Annotated in this window: 31 protein-coding genes and 1 pseudogene; 14 read left to right on the top strand and 18 right to left on the bottom strand. The window is 33.1% G+C overall.

Going from position 1 to position 21423, the window contains the following annotated elements; all coding sequences use genetic code 11:
- From EUC40_RS12475 to coaW, 5 genes and pseudogenes are all read left to right on the top strand, one after another.
- A pseudogene (locus tag EUC40_RS12475) lies at window positions 1-302 on the top strand (hypothetical protein).
- 178 nt (window positions 303-480) lie between these two features.
- A complete protein-coding gene (locus EUC40_RS12470) occupies window positions 481-843 on the top strand; it encodes a hypothetical protein (RefSeq protein ID WP_156575496.1) in 363 nt (120 codons plus the stop codon).
- A gap of 214 nt (window positions 844-1057) precedes the next feature.
- Entirely contained in the window at window positions 1058-2257 is a 1200-nt protein-coding gene (locus tag EUC40_RS12465; protein WP_156575495.1) for an LL-diaminopimelate aminotransferase, read from the top strand.
- A 57-nt stretch (window positions 2258-2314) separates the two neighbouring features.
- Window positions 2315-2713, top strand: coding sequence for a 3-hydroxyacyl-ACP dehydratase FabZ family protein (locus tag EUC40_RS12460; protein WP_156575494.1), 399 nt, complete (start codon window positions 2315-2317; stop codon window positions 2711-2713).
- A gap of 94 nt (window positions 2714-2807) precedes the next feature.
- Complete coding sequence (gene coaW, locus EUC40_RS12455; RefSeq protein WP_156575493.1) at window positions 2808-3629, top strand: type II pantothenate kinase; 822 nt, start codon at window positions 2808-2810, stop codon at window positions 3627-3629.
- A gap of 14 nt (window positions 3630-3643) precedes the next feature.
- Here the strand turns inward: coaW and EUC40_RS12450 are convergent, their stop codons facing one another.
- The 5 genes from EUC40_RS12450 to EUC40_RS12430 form a co-directional block, all read right to left on the bottom strand.
- Window positions 3644-4153 carry a 2'-5' RNA ligase family protein gene (locus EUC40_RS12450; RefSeq protein ID WP_156575492.1) on the bottom strand — a complete coding sequence of 170 codons (510 nt, stop codon included), beginning with the start codon at window positions 4151-4153 and terminating at the stop codon, window positions 3644-3646.
- 123 nt (window positions 4154-4276) lie between these two features.
- Entirely contained in the window at window positions 4277-4756 is a 480-nt protein-coding gene (locus tag EUC40_RS12445) for a cytochrome c biogenesis protein CcdC (RefSeq protein ID WP_156575491.1), read from the bottom strand.
- A gap of 39 nt (window positions 4757-4795) precedes the next feature.
- Window positions 4796-5467: a DUF4052 family protein gene (locus EUC40_RS12440; protein ID WP_156575490.1), complete on the bottom strand. Its 672-nt coding sequence runs from the start codon at window positions 5465-5467 to the stop codon at window positions 4796-4798.
- Window positions 5464-6336 carry an ATP-binding cassette domain-containing protein gene (locus EUC40_RS12435; RefSeq protein WP_156575489.1) on the bottom strand — a complete coding sequence of 291 codons (873 nt, stop codon included), beginning with the start codon at window positions 6334-6336 and terminating at the stop codon, window positions 5464-5466. Before EUC40_RS12435 ends, EUC40_RS12440 begins: the two co-directional genes overlap by 4 nt.
- The gene (locus EUC40_RS12430; RefSeq protein WP_156575488.1) at window positions 6333-6713 is read right to left on the bottom strand and encodes a GntR family transcriptional regulator; all 381 of its coding nucleotides are present in this window, start codon (window positions 6711-6713) and stop codon (window positions 6333-6335) included. Before EUC40_RS12430 ends, EUC40_RS12435 begins: the two co-directional genes overlap by 4 nt.
- Window positions 6714-7390: 677 nt before the next feature.
- Between EUC40_RS12430 and EUC40_RS12425 the strand changes: the two genes are divergently transcribed.
- From EUC40_RS12425 to EUC40_RS12395, 7 genes are read left to right on the top strand one after another with little or no spacing between them, the layout of a single operon-like run.
- Window positions 7391-7531 carry a YrzI family small protein gene (locus tag EUC40_RS12425; protein ID WP_071711909.1) on the top strand — a complete coding sequence of 47 codons (141 nt, stop codon included), beginning with the start codon at window positions 7391-7393 and terminating at the stop codon, window positions 7529-7531.
- Between the two features lie 27 nt (window positions 7532-7558).
- Window positions 7559-7702: a YrzI family small protein gene (locus EUC40_RS12420; protein ID WP_000142706.1), complete on the top strand. Its 144-nt coding sequence runs from the start codon at window positions 7559-7561 to the stop codon at window positions 7700-7702.
- A gap of 28 nt (window positions 7703-7730) precedes the next feature.
- Window positions 7731-7874 carry a YrzI family small protein gene (locus EUC40_RS12415; RefSeq protein ID WP_156575487.1) on the top strand — a complete coding sequence of 48 codons (144 nt, stop codon included), beginning with the start codon at window positions 7731-7733 and terminating at the stop codon, window positions 7872-7874.
- 26 nt (window positions 7875-7900) lie between these two features.
- A complete protein-coding gene (locus EUC40_RS12410) occupies window positions 7901-8044 on the top strand; it encodes a YrzI family small protein (RefSeq protein ID WP_156575487.1) in 144 nt (47 codons plus the stop codon).
- 26 nt (window positions 8045-8070) lie between these two features.
- A complete protein-coding gene (locus tag EUC40_RS12405) occupies window positions 8071-8214 on the top strand; it encodes a YrzI family small protein (protein WP_156575486.1) in 144 nt (47 codons plus the stop codon).
- Between the two features lie 26 nt (window positions 8215-8240).
- Entirely contained in the window at window positions 8241-8381 is a 141-nt protein-coding gene (locus tag EUC40_RS12400) for a YrzI family small protein (protein ID WP_156575485.1), read from the top strand.
- 27 nt (window positions 8382-8408) lie between these two features.
- Window positions 8409-8549 carry a YrzI family small protein gene (locus EUC40_RS12395; RefSeq protein WP_071711905.1) on the top strand — a complete coding sequence of 47 codons (141 nt, stop codon included), beginning with the start codon at window positions 8409-8411 and terminating at the stop codon, window positions 8547-8549.
- 237 nt (window positions 8550-8786) lie between these two features.
- Here EUC40_RS12395 and EUC40_RS12390 read toward each other — a convergent pair whose 3' ends face one another.
- Window positions 8787-9872, bottom strand: a complete 1086-nt coding sequence (locus EUC40_RS12390; RefSeq protein WP_156575484.1) for an AI-2E family transporter — start codon at window positions 9870-9872, stop codon at window positions 8787-8789.
- Between the two features lie 149 nt (window positions 9873-10021).
- Here EUC40_RS12390 and EUC40_RS12385 point away from each other — a divergent pair, with 149 nt between their 5' ends.
- A complete protein-coding gene (locus tag EUC40_RS12385; RefSeq protein WP_156575462.1) occupies window positions 10022-10843 on the top strand; it encodes an HNH endonuclease in 822 nt (273 codons plus the stop codon).
- 228 nt (window positions 10844-11071) lie between these two features.
- On the opposite strand, the gene EUC40_RS27250 is transcribed toward EUC40_RS12385, so the two are convergent.
- From EUC40_RS27250 to EUC40_RS12330, 12 genes are all read right to left on the bottom strand, one after another.
- Complete coding sequence (locus EUC40_RS27250; RefSeq protein WP_001290205.1) at window positions 11072-11164, bottom strand: putative holin-like toxin; 93 nt, start codon at window positions 11162-11164, stop codon at window positions 11072-11074.
- A 144-nt stretch (window positions 11165-11308) separates the two neighbouring features.
- Entirely contained in the window at window positions 11309-12421 is a 1113-nt protein-coding gene (gene ssuD / locus EUC40_RS12380) for an FMNH2-dependent alkanesulfonate monooxygenase (protein WP_156575460.1), read from the bottom strand.
- 76 nt (window positions 12422-12497) lie between these two features.
- Window positions 12498-13346: an ABC transporter permease gene (locus EUC40_RS12375; protein WP_156575458.1), complete on the bottom strand. Its 849-nt coding sequence runs from the start codon at window positions 13344-13346 to the stop codon at window positions 12498-12500.
- Window positions 13347-13362: 16 nt separating this feature from the next.
- Window positions 13363-14349 (bottom strand): aliphatic sulfonate ABC transporter substrate-binding protein, encoded by a 987-nt coding sequence (locus EUC40_RS12370; protein WP_156575456.1) that lies wholly within the window; start codon window positions 14347-14349, stop codon window positions 13363-13365.
- Between the two features lie 17 nt (window positions 14350-14366).
- Window positions 14367-15122: an ABC transporter ATP-binding protein gene (locus tag EUC40_RS12365; RefSeq protein WP_156575453.1), complete on the bottom strand. Its 756-nt coding sequence runs from the start codon at window positions 15120-15122 to the stop codon at window positions 14367-14369.
- A gap of 227 nt (window positions 15123-15349) precedes the next feature.
- Window positions 15350-16078: a hypothetical protein gene (locus tag EUC40_RS12360; protein WP_156576937.1), complete on the bottom strand. Its 729-nt coding sequence runs from the start codon at window positions 16076-16078 to the stop codon at window positions 15350-15352.
- Window positions 16075-16665: a TetR/AcrR family transcriptional regulator gene (locus EUC40_RS12355; RefSeq protein ID WP_156575450.1), complete on the bottom strand. Its 591-nt coding sequence runs from the start codon at window positions 16663-16665 to the stop codon at window positions 16075-16077. Before EUC40_RS12355 ends, EUC40_RS12360 begins: the two co-directional genes overlap by 4 nt.
- A gap of 285 nt (window positions 16666-16950) precedes the next feature.
- Window positions 16951-17460: a ribonuclease FAU-1 family protein gene (locus tag EUC40_RS12350; protein ID WP_156575448.1), complete on the bottom strand. Its 510-nt coding sequence runs from the start codon at window positions 17458-17460 to the stop codon at window positions 16951-16953.
- A gap of 131 nt (window positions 17461-17591) precedes the next feature.
- Entirely contained in the window at window positions 17592-18653 is a 1062-nt protein-coding gene (locus EUC40_RS12345) for a hypothetical protein (RefSeq protein ID WP_156575446.1), read from the bottom strand.
- A gap of 12 nt (window positions 18654-18665) precedes the next feature.
- Window positions 18666-19139 carry a tetratricopeptide repeat protein gene (locus tag EUC40_RS12340; RefSeq protein ID WP_071711894.1) on the bottom strand — a complete coding sequence of 158 codons (474 nt, stop codon included), beginning with the start codon at window positions 19137-19139 and terminating at the stop codon, window positions 18666-18668.
- A gap of 120 nt (window positions 19140-19259) precedes the next feature.
- Window positions 19260-19949: a phosphopantothenoylcysteine decarboxylase domain-containing protein gene (locus tag EUC40_RS12335; protein WP_156575444.1), complete on the bottom strand. Its 690-nt coding sequence runs from the start codon at window positions 19947-19949 to the stop codon at window positions 19260-19262.
- Between the two features lie 12 nt (window positions 19950-19961).
- Window positions 19962-20762, bottom strand: coding sequence for an AAC(3) family N-acetyltransferase (locus EUC40_RS12330; RefSeq protein WP_131800851.1), 801 nt, complete (start codon window positions 20760-20762; stop codon window positions 19962-19964).
- A 173-nt stretch (window positions 20763-20935) separates the two neighbouring features.
- Here EUC40_RS12330 and EUC40_RS12325 point away from each other — a divergent pair, with 173 nt between their 5' ends.
- Entirely contained in the window at window positions 20936-21385 is a 450-nt protein-coding gene (locus EUC40_RS12325) for a hypothetical protein (RefSeq protein ID WP_156575442.1), read from the top strand.
- Window positions 21386-21423: the final 38 nt, after the last annotated feature.

The following is a 21423-nucleotide window of genomic DNA, read 5'->3' as shown; positions in this document are numbered from 1 at the left end:
ATGTATGATGTTATCCAATTATTAATTATCCTTCTTTTTTCATTAGTTATGTTTGGTATCCTAAATTTTTAGCCATTTCCTTATCTCAAAATAATTTTAAAAGAAGGATTGTTGCAGGTTTCCTATTTTTATTGTTAACTCCCATTATCTTTTTGACTACTACAGCATTCACTTCTATATTCGATAAAGATGGTTTTGGAATAGCTAACCTCACCTTTGTTATTGTAAATGTATATATTGTAAATGGAATTGTCATTCTTCTTTCCGCTTCATTTATCCTCAACAAACATAACTTAAGATAGAGTACTAGGCATGAATCTAGATTACACTAGATTCATGCCTTTTCACTTTAAAAACCTCACCTTTCTCCAAATTTTTATGTGAAATTAAATAATTCTTTATAAAAATTTAAACATTTTTTATTACAATAGTCTTATCGTATTCGCACGTTTATTGAAACTGAAAAGAAAGGAGAAGAAAATGAAAAAGGGTCTATTACTTATTCCAATACTCATCATTCTACTTAGTGGATGTAGCAATAATGATATATTCGGTTCTTGGGAAGTCGTTGACAACAAAAATGGACTTTGTCCTACATTTTATAAATTTGAAACAGTTGTAAAAGAAGTAAAGAAAGAAAAAATTGTTCAAAATTTAGTGGAAATGCAAACAACGAAGAAAAAAGAAGATTTATACAAAGGTTCATTTGTAAAAGATTCTACTGTGTATCACATTGATTATGGTAACTCATTTACATCGGATCAAACTATAAAAGTTGTCGATGGTACATTAAATGTATACTTTTATGCAGTGGAAAGATTATGTACATATAAAAAGAACTGATGACACTTCATGTAAGACGCAGAAAATATTTTCTGCGTTATTTTACTTTAAAAAGCTTTCTCAAACATATTCCCCACTCTTTTAAAATAGACTAATCCTTCCTCTAAATTTGTCAATCGTTTTAATTTTCATAAAAAAATGATAAAATGTAAACATGTGTTTTCAGAATTATTAAAAACGCAGAAAGAAAACACTGTTTTTAGGAGGGGTTTTGATGACATACACGTTAGCAACTAGAATGAAAGCATTCCAATCTTCTATATTTAGTGAATTAGGGGCGTATAAAAAAGAAAAGATTGCAGCAGGTCACAAAATGATTGATTTAAGTATCGGGAATCCTGATATGCCACCTGCTGACTTTGTAAGAGAAGAAATGGTACATACAGCGAGTGAAAAAGAAAGCTACGGATACACATTAAGTGGTATTCAAGAATTTCACGAAGCTGTAACTGAATATTACAACAACACTCATAATGTTATATTAAATGCCGATAAAGAAGTTTTATTATTAATGGGTTCACAGGACGGACTCGTTCATTTACCTATGGTTTATGCGAATCCGGGAGATATTATATTAGTTCCTGATCCAGGATATACAGCTTATGAAACAGGAATTCAAATGGCTGGAGCAACATCTTACTACATGCCTTTAACGAAAGACAATGATTTCCTACCTAACTTACAAGACATCCCGGAAGAAATCGCCGATAAAGCAAAGATGATGATTTTAAACTTCCCAGGAAATCCAGTTCCAGCAATGGCTCACGAAGATTTCTTTAAAGAGGTCATCGCGTTCGCGAAAAAGCATAATATTATTGTTGTCCATGACTTTGCTTATGCTGAATTTTATTTCGATGGAAATAAGCCAATAAGCTTTCTATCAGTCCCTGGCGCAAAGGAAGTTGGCGTTGAAATTAACTCTTTATCAAAAAGTTATAGTTTAGCAGGTAGCCGTATTGGGTACATGATTGGAAATGAAGAAATTGTTGGTGCACTTACACAGTTTAAATCAAATACAGACTACGGTGTGTTTTTACCAATTCAAAAAGCAGCATGCACTGCCCTTAGAAATGGCGCTGCATTTTGTGAAAAAAACCGCGGTATTTACCAAGAACGTAGAGATACTTTAGTCGATGGATTCCGTACATTTGGGTGGAATGTCGATAAACCAGCTGGTAGTATGTTCGTCTGGGCCGAAATTCCAAAAGGCTGGACTTCTATAGAATTTGCTTATGCATTAATGGATCGTGCGAATGTCGTTGTTACGCCAGGTCATGCATTTGGACCTCACGGTGAAGGCTTTGTACGTATTGCACTCGTTCAAGATAAAGAAGTGTTACAACAAGTTGTTGAAAACATTAGAAATAGCGGCATTTTTTCTCTTGAAAAAGTAAATGAATTAGTTAAAAATTAATGGTAACTCCCCTGCTTAACTGTAGCAGGGGTATTTATTCATTGGAGGTACTTTCATATGTATGTTAAAGATACACTTCCCCATCGTTATCCTTTTTTAGTGATTGATAAAGTAACAAACATAAAACAAGGTGAATCCGTTACAGGATACAAACTCATTACAAATAACGAATGGTTTATAAATGATAATCAAAAACATATGCCTCATATGTTAATTGTGGAAGCACTGGCTCAGCTTAGTGCATTTGTACATACAAGCGATTCTGAAGGATTAGGCTTTCTCTCCTCTTTAGATGGAGTTGCATTCCATGGAAAAGCATATCCCGCTGATAAACTTGATTTGCATTATGAGCTAACTCGCAATCGCCGAGGTTTTATTCTCGGTAAAGGTACTGCAACGGTTAATAATCAGCTAATTGTAACTATAGAAAAGCTATTAATATATCAAGCAGAATAAGTGACTTTTAATTCGGTCCGGGTTATCTATCCCCCGCCAACCGGTCTGATCGAAATTAACAGGATAAACATATTACATAGTTGGGAGTAGGAAAATGGAAAGTATAGTCGGTATCGATGCTGGAGGCACATTAACGAAAATTGCTTATTTTGACGAAAACAAACAATTAGCTTTTGAAAAATTTTATTCACTTGAACAAGATAAAATTATTGATTGGCTTAAGAACATCAATGGAATGAAACAAATATGTATTACGGGTGGAAAAGCAAAACAATTACAACAACTACTTTCAGAGTCATATAAAGTAGTTGAACTGAACGAATTTGAAGCTACTCTTGCTGGTGTCCGATACATATTAAAGAAAGAAAAACATTCTATAAACAACTTTATTTTAACAAATATCGGTACAGGTACTTCCATCCATTACGTTTATAATGACCAATATATTCGCGCCGGTGGAACTGGAGTTGGCGGTGGTACAATTATGGGACTTTCAAAACTATTAACAAATATAGATCAGTTTGAGGATGTAATCCCTTTGACAAAAATAGGTTCTAGAAAAGATTTAGACATTACAGTCGGAGATATTTACGGTAATATTCTCTCCCCTATTGATACTAACTTAACAGCTAGTAACTTTGGGAAAGCAACCAATACAAACTCGAATTTTAGTAAGTCAGATATAATCGCAACCGTTCAAGGGCTTGTAGGTGAAGTCGTTACCGCATTAAGCCTCCAATTTGCCGAAACGAAAGACATGGGACATATTATCTATATCGGTTCGACTTTATGTCATAACGTACACCTTCAAAATATTATTCGTAGTTACACAGAATATCAAAATAAAATACCAGTCTTCCTACAAGATGATGGTTACAGCGGTGCGATTGGTACTTTACTTCATGTACAAAATTAAAAAGCTGACTTTTGTCAGCTTTTTTGTAATGGCACTTCAAATTCAATAATGGATTCCCCGTTCTCTCCGATTCGTTCTACACTAATTCTATCAATCACACAATTTAACTTCTTATGAAAACTAGGCATATCCTTAACTACTCCAGCAGCTAACTCGGCACTTGTCTTTCTGCCGACTGTTATATGTGGTATGTACGGAATGTCTTCATTCAAAAATTGTAATAAAGGTCCTGTATACAGGATATCATGTAGTTCTTCTATTTGTTCTTTCCCTTTCTTCACTTCCAAAAATAAATAGTTTCCTACACTAGTGGTACGATTTGCAACCTCAATTTCAATTTTGCCTACCTCTTTTGATAAATTCAAAATATGAGATTTTAATTCATCATTTGAAATATTACTCTTAAATGGAAATACGATCGTTATATGCGGTGGAATTAATCCAAATAAAGGATCATGTTTTTGTCTAATGTTCTCTATCTCATTGATGGGTATGTTATTTAGAAAAAGTAAAATTGTACGCATTTATATCCACCCTACTTCCCCTCAATTTTTTATATTTATAATATTGTATGTCAGCTTGCACTTCAACAAATGATTTCAATTACATATAAAAAGAAAAAAACTTCTCGAAAGAGACGTTTTTTCTTACATAGCATGAGTATTATTTTCCCGCCAAACTTTCCTGAACTTAATATAACACGTAATTCTCCACGGAATGATATATGATACAGCAACAACGTAAAATAATAAACCGATCGTTTGTTGATCTAAATCAACAATATATTGTCTTGAACCGTATCTTAAAATAATAAGTGCAATAAAAGTAATTAAAAAAGCTGCACTTTTTTTCGTATAAATATTCCCATCATCTCTTCGCTCATAATTTGTTAGAACTATAAGTGGTATAGCGAAAAGAACCCCAATTAACGCTGCTAATATTACTTGTAAGATAGCTGGATGTACGGGACCAAAAAACCATACAATACCTGGAGTTAAAAATAGTAATGGCCACAAAATACGTTTTCCTGTGCCCTTTATTGGCTTATACATAGAGCGATAACGACGCCAAAATATTAGTAGTGCAATACATAAAAAGACAGTTATTAGTGAAGAAGTGTCTCCCATATACTTTCCTTCTCTCTAAAATAATAATCTATCAATATTTCAAACTGTTTGTTCAAATGAAACTTTACGAATAAATATGCTACTAGTTACGATATAAAGAATAGTTAATCCGATTGAAATAACAGTAAAATAAGGAATGTCTATTAAAGATGCATCGTTTGTAAATATTAAACCTGTTATCCCGGCTTCTCCATAAAGTACACTATTCATTGATAAGAAAAGCGTCCCACCAATCATAAGACCAATCCACTTAAATCTTTGCTTAAACACGACTACTAGTTGAAAGAAACATGCTGTCGTAACATAAAATAAAAGTTGTAAAGTAAACTGTTGTATCGATTGCTCCCAAAAGTTAACATGTACTACATTATATTTTAAATCTTGTAAAAGCAATACTTGAAGAAATGAAAACAATGCGGATTGCATTACAATGTAACAAATGGCTCCGAAAAAATATTGTATTCTCGTTACACCAAATGAAACAGCTAAACGAAATAAATCATCTTGAATAATGAAAACACTCCCTACGATAAACACCATAATCGCTATTGAAGGATTAGTGATAAATTCAGGAATATAGCCAATTTCTATTCCATATAAATGAGCTGCATTCATAGTTCCTTTAATGAGTAAAGCTACCATCCAAAATATTAATATTGCTTTATAGTGAAATTTTATATGTAACTTTAACTGCTTCATTAATATCGTCATTTCAATTCACCGCCAGTTATGTGTATAAATAGTTTTTGTAATGTTATTCCATCAACTACTAATCCTAATTTTTCAATAGAGTCATAATCTTCATTAGACAATTCTTCCCATATGACAGTAATGCCCTTATTTCCATAAACTTCTCGTTCTAACGCTTTTTTATTGATTGAGAACTCGTCCACTTTATCTTTTTGCCCTGAAATAATATGACCTTGTTGTAATAAATCTTCCACCGAGGATTGAACAACTAATCTTCCTTCTTTGATGATTATCACATCTTCAATAACATGAGTTACTTCTTCTACTAAATGTGTTGACAATATAATTGTTCGTGGATGCTCACCGTAATCTTCTAGTAGTAGACAATAAAATAATTCACGGTGTGCTGCGTCTAAACCTGTAGTTGGTTCATCAAAAATAGTAATTGGTGCTCTACTTGCTAGCCCTTGAATAATTCCTACGACTGTTTGCATACCATGGGATAGTTTATGGTATTTCTCTGTCATATTCAGCTGAAATTTATTTGCCAGTTCTTCAGCATAAGCTCCATCCCAATTTTTATAAAACATGCTACACATCTTAAAAATTTCTTTTACTTTATAACTTAAATGAGCTTCTTCTTTTACTCTAACAAAACAAATACTTTGCATGGCTTTACTATTTTCAAATACACTTTCACCAAATACAGATACGCTTCCACTACTCGAAATAATTTGTCCTGCCAGTAAGTTTAATAAAGTCGTTTTCCCTGCTCCGTTCCTTCCAAGCAAACCATATATTTTATACTCTTCCAAAGAAATCGTTACTTCATTTACAGCTATTTTCTTTTTATATTTTTTCGTTAACTCTAACGTTTCAAGTGTAATCATCCCTCTTTCCCCTCCTTCGTAACTTTTTGAATCATATCCATCAATTCATCTTTTGATATTTCTAGCACTTTCGCTTCTTCCCACACTTTAGGTAAATATTCGGTCATAAAAGTGTTTTGTCTTTTTTTTAGTACAACTTCTTTCGCTCCCTTTGCAACAAACATCCCGATCCCTCTCTTTTTATATAAAATCCCTTCATCCACTAATACATTTACCCCTTTAGCTGCAGTAGCTGGATTTATTTGTAACATCTTCGCAAATTGATTTGTTGATGGAACTTGTTCTTCTTCAAGCAATATGTCTTTTAAAATATCAGATTCAATGGTTTCTGCAATTTGTATGTATATTAATTTGTTTTGCTCCAGAGTAGGTTTCACAATTTCACCACCTTAGGTTCATATGTTCATTACTTATGTAATTAACCATATCACATAGAACTTTGGTTTTCCATAAATTTCTTATACAAAAAAGGTAATCATTCGTTTAAAAATGATTACCTTAAAAAACTTGTAGTTTCAACATCAGATATGTCTTTTATTCTTTCTCCTTTAGAACAAGTAGTCATAAATAAAAAATTGTTAGCATAACAAACACATTAAGATGCATATATTTCATTTAGCATCCCCATTTTTATCGCTATTTCGTTAAATACAATACTTCTCGTCAAATCCCTTTAAAACATACGCATTTTAATCAAAATTAAAAATTTTCAATTTTTATGTTTACAATTATCCATTAATTGTATATACTTACTAACGTAAGAAAAATATTCTAAAAGGAGGTCGAAGGAAATGATGAAATTACAATTACATGCATTAACTTTAGCGTTAACTGCACCTGTGTTTTCTGGACAATTAAATATGAATTCGACCACCCTAACGGAGAATTGAAAATCGTACTTTATTTCAATTAATTCATAAATTCGCCACAGGAGGTCGTATACTTTCCTGTGGCTTTTTCACGCCTGGCCATAGGAGAACTATATCTTCCTGTGGCTTTTTTGTGCGATTTTTTAGTCTCTTACATTATTTTTTAAAGAAAGGAGCAACATTCGATGACTATTAGCGTATTGTTTTTAAGTATTACGATTCAAAGAAATACAATTTCCAAAGCTGAAATTTTTCATAATGAGCAGATTGAAAATGCTATGAATGATGTTAAGGAGCGCCAAGTGCTGTATTGTGATCACCTGTAATTCCTTTTCGAAAGGAGGAATTCATTTATGACTTTTCATATTTTCTTTTTTACGACTGCACTTCAGAAAAAAACATTATCTGAAGATGAAATCATTCGTAACCAACAATTAAAACACACTATGGATAAAATAACGGACATTAAAAGTTCATACTATACACAAATGTGTTAAAAATATATTTTAAAGGGGCAATAACCTAATGAAATTTAAAGCATTCTTTTTAACTATTACTATTCAAAAACGTAAGCTTTCACAAAAAGAGATTATACATGAACAACACGTTCAAAATACTATGGACGAAGTTAAAGAGGTTCAATCTTCCCTTTACAACCGTCTTTTCTAAATAAATCCTAAAGGAGCAACATTCTAATGAAATTTAAAGCATTCTTTTTAACTATTACTATTCAAAAACGTAAGCTTTCACAGAAAGAGATTATACATGAACAACACGTTCAAAATACTATGGACGAAGTTAAAGAGGTTCAATCTTCCCTTTACAACCGTCTTTTCTAAATAAATCCTAAAGGAGCAACATTCTAATGAAATTTAAAGCATTCTTTTTAACTATTACTATTCAAAAACGTAAGCTTTCACAGAAAGAGATTATACATGAACAACACGTTCAAAATGCTATGGACGAAGTTAAAGAGGTTCAATCTTCTTTTTACAATCGTCTTTTCTAAATCACTTATAAAGGGGCAAAAATCCAATGAAATTTAAAGTATTCTTTTTAACCATTATCATTCAAAAAAATAAATCTTCTGAGTCTAACATGCTACATGAACGACAAATTAATCAGGCTATGGATAATGTAAAAGAAAGACAAAGCCATTACTGTAGTCATCTGTAATTCCGATTTGAAAGGAGGAATTCACATATGAAGTTTCACCTTTTCTTTTTAACTATTACGATTCAAAAAGAAACGATATCTCAAAATGAATTAAAACGAGAACAACAATATAAACAAATTATTGATGAAATTCGTGATCGTAGAAGTAAGTACTACACTCACCTTTAATCGTTTAAATATATAAATTGAAAGGAGTCGATTGTGATGTTGATAGCACGGTGTAAAGAAATGATTTGGATAGTTCAGAGAGACTCCACATAGCTTTATAAAGCATATGTCACATGAGTTTCCTGCTACATTTGATATATAAAAAATATATAATAACACCTCATTCATACACTTTTAAATATTTTTAAACAAAATAGATACACCACTTAAAAAATGGTGTATCTTTCTCAACATATACTATTTTCGATTATTTCGTTTCGTCTTGAACAATCTCACTAAGTTCGAAACAACCGTTTTTGTTACTGCGTAAACTGGCACTGCTAAAATCATTCCGATAATTCCTGCGAAGTTACCTACCCCTAAAATTAATATAATAATTGTTAACGGGTGGATATTTAATTTTGAACTCATTATACGTGGTGAAATAATGTTACTTTCAAACTGCTGTACAATTGTTACGATAATTATTACGTACAACGCTTGCATTGGAGATACGAACAAACCTACAATTACAGCTGGTGCTGCACCGATGAATGGACCTAAGTTCGGAATAATATTTGTAAATGCTGCAATAATCCCTAAAACGAAAGCGTACGGTAAACCGATAATTAAATAACCGATAAAAGTAAAAGCACCTACAAATATACAAACGAGCGATTGCCCTTGAATATACGCAGATAATGTTTCATTCGTTTCCTTAATAATACGAAGTCCTTCTTCTCGGTAAGACTCAGGTAATAGACTAACTGCTTTTTTTGGAAAGGCATGTCCATCTTTAAACATATAAAATAATATGAACGGTACTGTAAATATAACTAACGCAACATTCGTAATTATTCCAAATACAGCCGTTGCACTCGACGTAATTGTGTTTGGTATTTCCTTTAAAGATGCAATCGCATTTTTTTCAATTGTTTCAATGGAAACGTAATTTTGTGTAGATATCCATTCAAACAATCTATGATGGGATAACTCTTGTATGTATATTTTCCCCTCTTTTATGTAAGTTGGCATATTTTTTACTAAATCCATTAACTGTTGTGAGATGGTTGGGACGACTACTCCAATAGCAACCCCAGCTAACGTGATAATAAAAAGATATAGTAGTAAAATCGCTAAATTTCTAGGAACTTTTTTATTCTCCAAAAAGACTAATACAGGGTTAAATACAAAGTATAAAAATAACGCGATTAAAATTGGGAAAAATAATGTTGATATGAAGATACCAATTGGTTGAAATAGAAACGATATTTTTGTGCAAATAAATATGATTCCTACAACCATCAGCACTTCTAATGTCCAAAAGTGCACTTTCGATTTCAAAAAAACGGCCTCCTTTAAACTAGCACTTCTCTTTATTGTACCAAAATAAACATGAATTTCACATAATATTTTCCTGTACAATATTCCAAAATACCTATAAATACACTACAATGAGATTACATACAAATTTGCAGGTAAAGGTGATAAATATGACACAATGCATCATTTGCAGAAAAGATACGAAAGAACTTAGTGAACAATATGTCATCCCAGAAATATTATGTGGATATTATTTCACAAACTCAATTTGTGATACTTGTCATGAACAAATGACAACAAATATTGATCGCCCTTTAATTAGGCATAAATTAAGTCAATATAAGATTGAGCAAATGAAAAAACAAATCGACTCCCCTCTCTATACAAATGAACACGGCGAGGAACTTGCGGCAGCTGAGACTGATGTTGTTGAAGTAAGTGACGAAATACTTTATTCTAATGCATTAATTATGAAACTATGTAAAAAGCACGATATTTCACTTCATAATGAAATTTGGAAAGAAGAACGTGTAACGAAAGTAGCTAGCTCTATTCAACGTGAATTACTTTTAGATAACCGCAAGTACAAAATGAGTGTATTAAAAATGGCCTATACTTTTGGTGTACAAACAGTTGATGGTTACTTTGAAGATCCCGATGCAATTGATATCTCTAACATTCTATCAAATTCCGATTTTATGGAATTAAAAGAAAAGAGCATTGTTCGTGACTTAAGTAAAAGTTCACTATGGAATACATTAAATACAAATAGTGAAAACCATTATTTTATTTTATTAAGCGATAAAGACGGCCTATTTTGTTTCATTCGTCTATTTGATATCTTTGACGTTGTCGTTCATTTATCAGAAAAACGATATGAACTTCCATCACCAATTGTCGGTGTAAATAACGTAAATAGGCAGGAATTTTATGTCCAAAGTTTAAAACAGTATATGGATGAGCTATTTAAAGAAAAAACTCCTTCTATATAATCGGAATCAGAACATACGGTCTCCTTTCTTGATGAAAAGACACTATGTTATAATGATTATGAAAAGAACAATACAATCACATAATCTAATTATAAATTGTATATAAATAAAAAAGACTAGTGTGCGGCTACACACTAGTCCACGTAACTTAGCAGATTGGATTGTTCATTTATCCTATTTGTTTCTTACAAACAAAACAACCCACATTCTATAGGCATAGGTGGGTTGTTATTTTTTGAGCTTGTCAATTAAGACGACAATAAACGTTAACAATGCAACGAGAAACAGTCCACCTTGCAGTAACAACGTAATTTCACTCATGTATTATCACCCCCCTCCTACTTTGGAGAAGTGATAATTGAACAACCAACTGTACCATAAGTTACCTCTTAATTTTACCATATTTATTAATTGTTTACGACGAAAACCCGCAAGCTTAATAACTTGCGAGTTTTTTATTTCTCACTATTTTTTTAATGCATATGCATCAGCTATCATTTCACCAACGATTTTATTTTCTTGTTTCTTCTCGCCTTTCAATAATGGAAATAATAATTCCGCCACTTCATACGCTTCTTCTAAATGTGGATATCCTGATAAAACAAATGTATCAATTCCTAACGCCTCATATTCTTTTATCCTTTTCGCTACTGTATACGGATCTCCTACAAGCGCAGTGCCTGCCCCACCTCTTACAAGACCAATACCAGCCCATAAGTTAGGACTTATCTCTAATGACTCCCTTGTGCCCTTATTTAAATGGGTCATCCGTTTTTGACCAACTGAATCATATCTTGCAAATGTTTTTTGAGCAAGTTCAATTGTTTCGTTATCTACATATTGAATTAACCTCTCAGCCTCTTCCCATGCTTCATCTTCTGTTTCTCTTACGATTACGTGTAACCTAATGCCGAATCGTACTGTACGCCCCTTCTCTTCTGCCAGTTTTCTTACTTCTTCTATTTTCTCTTTTACTTGCTTTGGTGGCTCGCCCCACGTTAAATATACATCACTATGTTCTGCTGCAACTTCCTTTCCAGCAGATGATGATCCACCGAAATATATAGGAGGATACGGTGTTTGAACTGGCGGGAACACAACTTTACTATCTGTAACTTTAATATGTTTTCCATCTAAAGATATCGTTTCACCTTGCAATGTCGATTTCCATACTTTTAAAAATTCATCCGCTGCTTCATATCTTTCATCATGCTCAAGATATAATCCATCACCTTGCAATTCAACCGGATCTCCTCCAGCTACTACATTAATAAGAAGTCTGCCGTCTGAAATTCTATCAAATGTAGAAGCCATCCTCGCTGCAACTGTTGGTGACATAAGTCCTGGTCTAACCGCTACTAAAAATTTTAACTTCTCTGTTTCAGCAGCAAGAGCTGATGCTAACACCCAAGGGTCTTCACATCCTTGACCAGTTGGAAGTAACACACCTGTATATCCTAAATAATCGGCTGCCTGTGCAACTTGTTTATAATAACCATACTCAGCTGCTCTTCCTCGTTTAGTCGTTCCTAAATATCGACCATCTCCATACGCCGGAATAAACCATAATAATTCCATACCTTTACACACCCCTTAATTGTTTTGAAACGTCAACTAAAACACTCTATATAAATTACCCCTAATAATTTAAATATTAATTCCCTTTTTCTCCTTTAAAATTATCTCGCCATCTTAAAAATTTCACTTCTAGTAAACGTACGAGGGAATCAGAAAACTTCCCAACGAATGCAAAAATAATAATTCCAACAAATACGATATCTGTATTTGAAAATTGCCTTGCATCCATAATCATATAACCAATACCTTCTGTAGATCCCATAAGTTCTGCTACTACTAAACTGACCCATGCAACGCCTAAAGACAAACGTGCTCCAAGTAATAAATTCGGTAATGCCGCAGGCAAAATTAATTTCGTAATTAATTTTCGTTTATTAAACTCTAACACTCTCGCAACATCATATAACTTTGAATCTACACCTCTAATACCTAAAAATGCATTTACGTATAAAGGGAAGAATGCCCCGTCTGCAATTAATAACACTTTCGATGTTTCGCCAAATCCGAACCATAATACGAAAAGCGGTGCAACAGCTAAATGAGGTACAGTTCTTAACATCTGTACTGAGGGATCTAAATATTGCTCACTTCTCGTTGAAAATCCAACAATCGTTCCTAAAATAATTCCTAAGCTCCCGCCAATAAAGAAACCAGCCGCAGCCCTGAATACACTAATACTTAAATGACCGAATAACTCTCCTGTTTTTATAAGTTCTTGAAAAGCTAGAAATATATCCAATGGCGTTGGTAATACTGTTTTAGAAACTAGATCGAATATGCCGGCTAACTGCCAAATTATTAATACGATAATTGGTATAGTGATCGCTCTTACTAACACTTTTACATTTGTCTTTCGCACTTTTTTCACATTGCTTTTGCCAATCGTTATACTCGCCCTTTTCACAACAGCCTTCGTATTTTCCAATTTACAAAACCTCTTTTCACTTCGCCTTTAACGCTTTTTCTACGAAAGAATTATTTACAACTTTATCTGTTTTAATTTCTTTCTTGATAGAACCGAGCTTATATTGAAAATCTGCTGTCTTTTGCTGTTCCGCTATTATTTCCTTCGTAACTGGAACTAAAATAGGTTTGTCGTGATTAAACACTTCTTTTACAATCTCTGCATCTATTTTCTTTGCAGAAGTATATATTTTTATCGCTTCATCTAAATTTTCATCTTGCCATACGCGTGCTTTTTCATAAACTTTGAGGAATTTCTCAACTAATTCCGGATGCTCTTTCGCAAATTTTGTTCTCGCAATTAAAAATTCCGGGGAAGAAACATTTAATAGTTCACCATCTGCAATTACCTTCGCTCCTTTATTTACCGTATGTAACGATATGAAAGGATCCCAAATTGCCCATGCATCTACTGATCCTGATTCGAATGCAGGCTGCGCTTCATCTGGTTGTAACTGGATGACATTTACATCTTTTGCATCGATACCCTCTTTATCTAGCGCTCGATATAATAAATTAAATGCGCTACTTCCTTTTGCTACCGCTATTTTTTTACCTTTCAAATCTTTTACACTCGTAATCTTGCTATCTTTTTGAACGAGAATTCCAGTTCCTTTTCTCGCGTAACTTGTATTGGCAATCTCGGTAAATCCAATACCTGCTGCTTGCGCTGAAATGACTGGAGAATTTCCAACTTCACCAAAATCTAATCGGTTTGATGCGATAGCCTCAAAATAAGGAGGACCGCTTTGGAATTCTGTCCACTTCACTTTAACGCCTTCTTTTTTAAACTCTTCTTCAAACCATCCTTTTTTCTGCGCGAGTAATAGTGGACTTAATCCTTGCTGTATACCAATTTGTACTGTTACATCTTCCTTCTTACTACTTGCTGTGCTCTTTTCGCATCCGAATAAAAATAAAGATATAGCTAAAGCAAAAGAAAGACCTTTGAATTTTTTATACATATATAATCACTCTTTCCCTATATACTTGTTTGAATCAATCCCCCATGCTCAAACTGCTGTAATACCTTCTTACGAATCTCTTGGAATGACTCTGAAGTTTTACTACGCGGATAAGGTAAATTATTTTCAATCACTTTATGTATTTTTCCAGGCTTTGCACTCATAATGACAATTCGGCTCGAAAGATATATGGCTTCGTCTATATCATGTGTAACGAATATCATTGTCGTCTTCTTTTGTTCCCAAATGTTGAGCAGTACTTCTTGCAAATGACTCCGGGTAAACGCATCAACTGCCCCAAATGGTTCATCAAGCAATAATACATTCGGATCCCTTAACAACGCTCTTGCAATCGCAACACGTTGTGACATCCCGCCTGATATTTCTTTCGGATATGATTTTTCAAAACCGTCTAACCGAACAATTTCAACCCATTCCTTTACCTTATCCTTCACATACTTATCTTTTAATGACAAATCAGCTGCAATATTCTCTTCGACTGTTAACCATGGAAACAGACGGTGTTCTTGAAATATAAACCCTTGCTTCTTACTCGGTTTTGTTATGTGCTCCCCATCAATAATGACTTCACCTTCAAAATCGCTGTCTAAACCCGCAATAATTTTTAATAGTGTACTTTTTCCGCAACCACTCGGACCGATTACTGTAACAAAATCCCCTTTTTCTAATTGGAAATTAATATCTTCTAATACTTGAACAGTACCAGTTTGTTTCGAAAAATATTTTGATACCCCATCAATTGAAACAGTCACTTTTCCCCCTCCTTGAAATGATTCATCTGAATGAACAGATTCAGTATTTATGCAATAAAAAAACCAAAGGCATTTTATCTATTGATAAAATGCCTTTGGTTTCTCCAATCAGCAATACGTTATGGAATTAAGTACATATTATACAAATATTTCCGATAAGTCAACTAGGTTTTATTAAAACATACATATGATTTGTTTGAACATCTTGACTGTTGTTTATTTGAAAACTATTTTTTACGGTCCTTAATCCACTGTAGCCAATAAGAAAACTCACATGCCAAATGCATTTGATGCGATTTAATAAGGCTATTAGGACAAAGTGCTGGAAACTCTACAACTAGACTTACTTCTATTCCAGTATCTGTATCTTTGAATTGATGTCGAACTCCACCAATAGTAGTACCGTCTTTCATACGTGCAACACCTGTTGATTGGTATTGATAGGACTTATCTCTAGGCGTCTTCAATCCCGTTTCGTCACCATAAGCAATAAAAAATTGAACCGGAAACGGAGAATTACCAGTAGTTTCGATAACCTCTAATTCATTTTCCCCCAAGGGTCTTAGTACATAGTGATCAGGACAAGCTGATAAATTCACTTGATCATTTTCACGTGATTGTTCAAGCATAAAACTATCAATTCCATTTATCGCTTCTTCTGCTGTAATCCCGTCTAAATATATACTTGTTTTTGAAAACTTTCGTCTATCGCCAGATAAAACAGTACAAATACGCATACCCATTTCACTTAATTTAAGTTTAGATTTTAACTTAGCATACATTTCATTGTATGAATAATTTAACTTTAGTTCCGTTAGTTTTTTGATCATAACGTCTGTATCATTTAATTCTGGTTCTTTATGTCCTAATGTATTTAAAACTTTTTTAATACGCTCTCTTTTCCACTTTGTAAGTTGTTCATTCGAAATATTATTTCCAGCGATAATAATTTTCATATACATTCTCCTTCGCTTTGATCGTATCGTAGTGTATTTAATACTAAATTAATCATTTCTTGCTTTGTATCTAGATTCAAATTCATCTCTGAATGAGCAATACTGCTAAGACCGTATAAAATAAATCCTGATGCTAATAATGAGTTATCAGTATTAAAAACCCCAGTTTTCACCCCTTCTTCGATTACTTGTCGAATTAATGGCTGCATTCGTGTAAATAATTTCTGTTCCAGTTGAAAATGTTGTTCCGTCTGAAACGAACTCACATTTTTATAAGGTGCTAATTTTTCGATAAATGTCCAAAATATATTTAGAGAAGCTTTCATCTTTTGCATGACAGACCGTTCATTAGAAATAAGTATTTCTTCAATTAATTCCATATTTTTCACAATAAAATCATTTAATACTTCATCAACAAAATTCTCTTTAGACTTGAAGTAATAATAAAATAAGCCCGTTGCTACACCAGCATGATTCACAACATCTTTTATGCCAAATCCTTTCATACCATTTTTCATATATAGTTCAAAGCCAATATCCATTAACTCTTGCCTTCTTATATCTGGTTCTTTTGATATTCTTTTCATAGGTCATCTCCTAGTATGTTTTCTTCACGACTGAATCTGATTCAATCATAAACGACTGAACTTGATTCAGTCAATCTTTTTTAATAAAAATGTAAAATCAGTTTCAAAACTAAGCATACAAATTCGTAAATGTATTGTAATTTCTTTACTTACTAAATCCCTACAAAAAAGAGTAACCCCAAGAAATATGATTCTAACTTTAGATTTATCAAAAAAGTTAGTTCATATAACTTAAGACTACTCAATTTCATTAAATACATATTTTCTTTTCAAATCGATTACACTTTATTTTAGCCGCACCATTTCTGTCTCTTCAATCATTTGAGGAAGCGATTTTTGAATTATTTCCTTTAATATATAAAGAGCTTCAGCCACATAACCACCCTCAAAATTCTCTAAAGGCTCCGGTAATTCATCTTCATCTAAAATAAAGTATTCTCCGCTTGGAAGTACCAAAATATCAATAATTAAGTCTTCAAATGACACTAGTTCGTCTGTTATTTGCGTATTTTTTACAACATTAAAATAAGAGCCTAAATACATTCCATTCTTATCTCTCCATATGTATAAATTGTACGGAAGATTTTCCCAATAGTATGCAATGGTGTAACTTCCTTTCGGTATTGTTAAACTCGAATCATGTGTAGTCATCGTAAATGAATATTGCACCTCATGAAATAAAATGATGCTCTGCGATTTCTTTTCAAGTATTAAGCAATTGTGATCTACTATTGTCGAGTCATACCGAATTTTTCTTTCTATAATTTCACTTTTTGCTGTTTGTAATTTATTCATTATTTTGTTTCCCCTTATGCTAATTCTAGTCTTAATTATATCGATTTATATAGTGATAAAGAAGTCTTTATATAATGTCGTCTACAATTACACAATAAAACTCCTTCTTATTTAGAAGGAGTTTTTCACTATCAACCATTCATATGTTTTAATCTTTCAGTAACCGCATCATAAAATTTCCGTTCTTCATCAACATTTAAGTGAACACGACTTACTGTTTTAGAAAATCCATATAATAATTGTGCTTTCACTGGCTCTTTTAGTGTTATTTCAAAAGTAGCATGTTCTTTTATGAACTCCATAACAGTTGCATCCAATACCTCTTTTTCTTCTTTTGCTTTTAAGGACTTTCCTTTGTAGAACGCAATATCATCAATTTGTGTAAATGGCAATTCAACTTTCTTTCCTAATCCAATTTGAATGATTATTTGTTCTTCTGTTACAACAATTGGATTTTTACGCATCGCTTGTATTTCAGCTATAAAATAAATCATTGCATATATGTTTAATATGAGTAAAATCCAAGCTACCACTGGATTCCATTGATGAAGCAAATAATGAAAACCGATACTTTCAATTGCTGTTGCATGGATAATCATAATATAAACACCTATAGCACCAGTCTTTTTATGATATGAGTACGCAGATTCATCTTCTGGTACTTTTACACGCCACGATAAAAATGCATAATAGATTAACTTACACTCTGTTACAATGACATCTACTAATTTTCCCCTTTTCATAGTAGCGTCAAACGCTGCATCAATCGCATAAGAAAATGAAAAACACTCTCTTTTATATTCTTTATATCTTTTTACTATGTTAGGGAACATTCTAACAATTTTATACAGAAGGAATAATTCTAAGCATACAAATGCAATTTCTCCTGCAACAATAATATAAGAAACGTATGAAAAATCTTGTAAATAGTCACTTGGAATAATAAACCTGGCAAATATATAACCAGCTATTACAACGGGACATATATACGTTAATGAATATCTCTTTCGAATAATTAAGAAATACGTGATGACTGGAATTACAAACATACAATCTAATAATGAACCAAGCACTACTTCTTTCGGTGCGGCTGGTACTATTGGAAGGGCATACAATAAATAGTTTGATAACATAATGAAAGATACGAGCCCCATCCAAATTCCTTTTCGCTTTCGCGATATGGATACGTTCATACGGTCACTCCTCTATTTAAAAACCTCATTTAAACGGTCTTTATAAAATGAAATGGCACGTTCAAATTCTTTTACCTCTTCTACTTTTATGACAGTTTCTAGTAATAACTTCATTGCGGATTCGTGATCGTTTACGTTATATTTGGCTAATGATAAAAACACTTTCATTGGATCGTTCTCTGGAAATTTCTTAACCCCAGCTTCTAACACTGTAATTGCCTTTTCATATTCACCTATACAACGATATGTACTGCCAAGACCAATATAAGCACCGCAAAGTGATTCTCCTTCAAGGCCGTTTGCAATTGCCTGCTCATAATACGGCACAGCATCTATTTCAAGACCCATTACATCATGTATCCAAGCACATTGATAAAGCACTTCTGCATCCCTTGTAAAATGTGTTAATCCTATAAGTATCTCTCTGGACTGCGCATATTTCTTTTCGTCCCGAAGTTTAATAGCTTGCTTTAATAAATGTTCCATAGAACCCACTCCTCACCAATTATTCTCTGTATAGATCTTGATTGGTTTACGCTTCACATTCGATTAAAGTCTCGCTCATTTATATACTATGCAGATTTATTCTTATCTAAAAATTAAATTTTACAAAGCAGTAATACGACTACATAATATCTCTAAGCTTTTGACAATTTCTTTCGCTGTTTCATCTTTCCCATTACATAACTTACCGTTACCATCTTGACCAATTATATAGTGCACAGCCCCGCGCGAATATAAAGAATGTGGTGAATTTGCAATCATTACATTCGCCTTTGCTTCTTTCATTCTATTTTTTGCTCTTTCAAACAGTTCTTCCTCATTTAGATCACTTTCAAGTTTAAAACCAACGAGTACTGTTTCTGGATCCCACTCTTTAATTTGTTTTAATACTTTCGGCGCCTTTTTAAAATGTATAATCGGCGCTATATCACTTGAAATTTTCCCATTCATACCAAGAACATTCCCATCTTGATCGCAAATCTTGTCCACAACCCAATCTGATCCAGCCGCTGCCATAATGACCGCATCGACTTTTTCATGCGTAATGATACTTTTCATTTTATCTTGTAAATCAACTATTCCTTCAAATGGGTGTAATTCTAATCCTCTATGTACATCGCTTGGTTTCTCAGCAAAATAACCGTGTAAGTATATAACATGTGCCCCTTTTGCTATAAGTTCTTCCGCGATTATTCTTCCGATTGTTCCTTTTGCCATATTTGTATGTCCGCGTACTTGGTCCCATTTTTCTAAACAACCACCGCTCGTAATTAATACTTTTTTCCCCTTCATTGTAACCATCCCTTACTGATTTTTCTTACGAAACCACTCTGTTCCAAAGTCAACTATATCACGTTGCTTCATAATACGACACGTTGCGTTGCCTATTTTTCCATTTGTTACAGTTCCTTTTTGCTCAAACTGTACACCAATTTCTACAAACGTATCAGAATCGTAATTCATATCAACAAACTCTTTCCATAACCTTTCCCCGTTTTCTAAAATTGGTGCTCCTACTTGTATTAACTCACGTGCACCAGAACGTACTTCAGATATATGTACAGACGTATTAGAATCATAACCAACGCCAATTAATAATATGTGTCCATCTAAATCGTATATTTTTCTTAATGGGGATTCTTCTCCAAAGCTCATTGATAGCGAATGATCCCTGACTATTTCCTCTGCATGTTTTCCCCATGCAGCAAAACTTCCTAATGGATGATTACTGCGCACTACATTCGGATATGTACGGAAACATTCAACTATTTCCCCCATGCCCCTTGTTGGTGTTATACGTGGATCAAATGCCGGGACGTTATCACGGATAATCTGCCACCACTCTTCAGGTACAGGTGGTCTTGACCAATGTTTCGGATCGGATAAATCTGACGATTGCGTAGGCATAATAAGCGTTCCTTCTTTTGTAACAACCTTCATTAACGCTTCTACTACCGCAACCGCGCCACCAGATATCCATCCAATCGAACTTAATGAAGAATGAACGATAATTGTCATTCCTTTTTTGACTCCTAATGCCTTTAAATCTTTTGTAATAGATTCAATTGTATTCGGAAATTGTGTATTCGCTACTATTTCATTTATTTTCATAACGGTTCCCCCACTAGCTATATATTAAAATTTAAACTTATACATAAATATATTATCATATTTTTCTCAATTTTTAACTTAATCATTTTTCATATCTATAAAAATGGTAATATTATCATGTGAGATATAGTTTAATTGTGTTTACAATATTAAAAGAAGGTGAACAAATGAATAAATTTTTATTCTCTATTCTACTATTTGGGCTCATTTCCTTAAGTGCATGTGTTTCGATTCAAGATGACTATGAAAGTTATTGGGTATTAGAAAAATCAAGATATAATGAAGGTGGATATGGCCCATCAAATTTATATAAAAAAGCACAAGAAGACCCAACTATGGTTCATTACTCGAATGGTAGTATTAGCGAAGGACAAAGAATGGTTTATTTAGCATTTGGAAAAGAATATAAAAACGATAAAATTACAGTACAAGAAGTAAAAGACGAAAAAGGCACCTCTGTTATCGTATTACATATTGAAAAAGGTAAAGGAAAAGATGAAAATCCTGTACTGTATATTGGTGTACCAAAACTTAGAAACTCTATTAAAATTGTAGATGGCGACGGAAAGAAGATCTTTGAAATGAAGAAAGATGAAGGTTTTACATCACAACAATAAAAAAGCTTTTTTATACATAAACAAAGAGCTCATCACAA

It is taken from the genome of Bacillus luti (genome assembly GCF_009739945.1).
Lineage (GTDB): Bacteria > Bacillota > Bacilli > Bacillales > Bacillaceae_G > Bacillus_A > Bacillus_A luti.
Note: the sequence above shows the minus strand (reverse complement) of the source record. Positions and strands in the feature narration are given on the sequence as shown.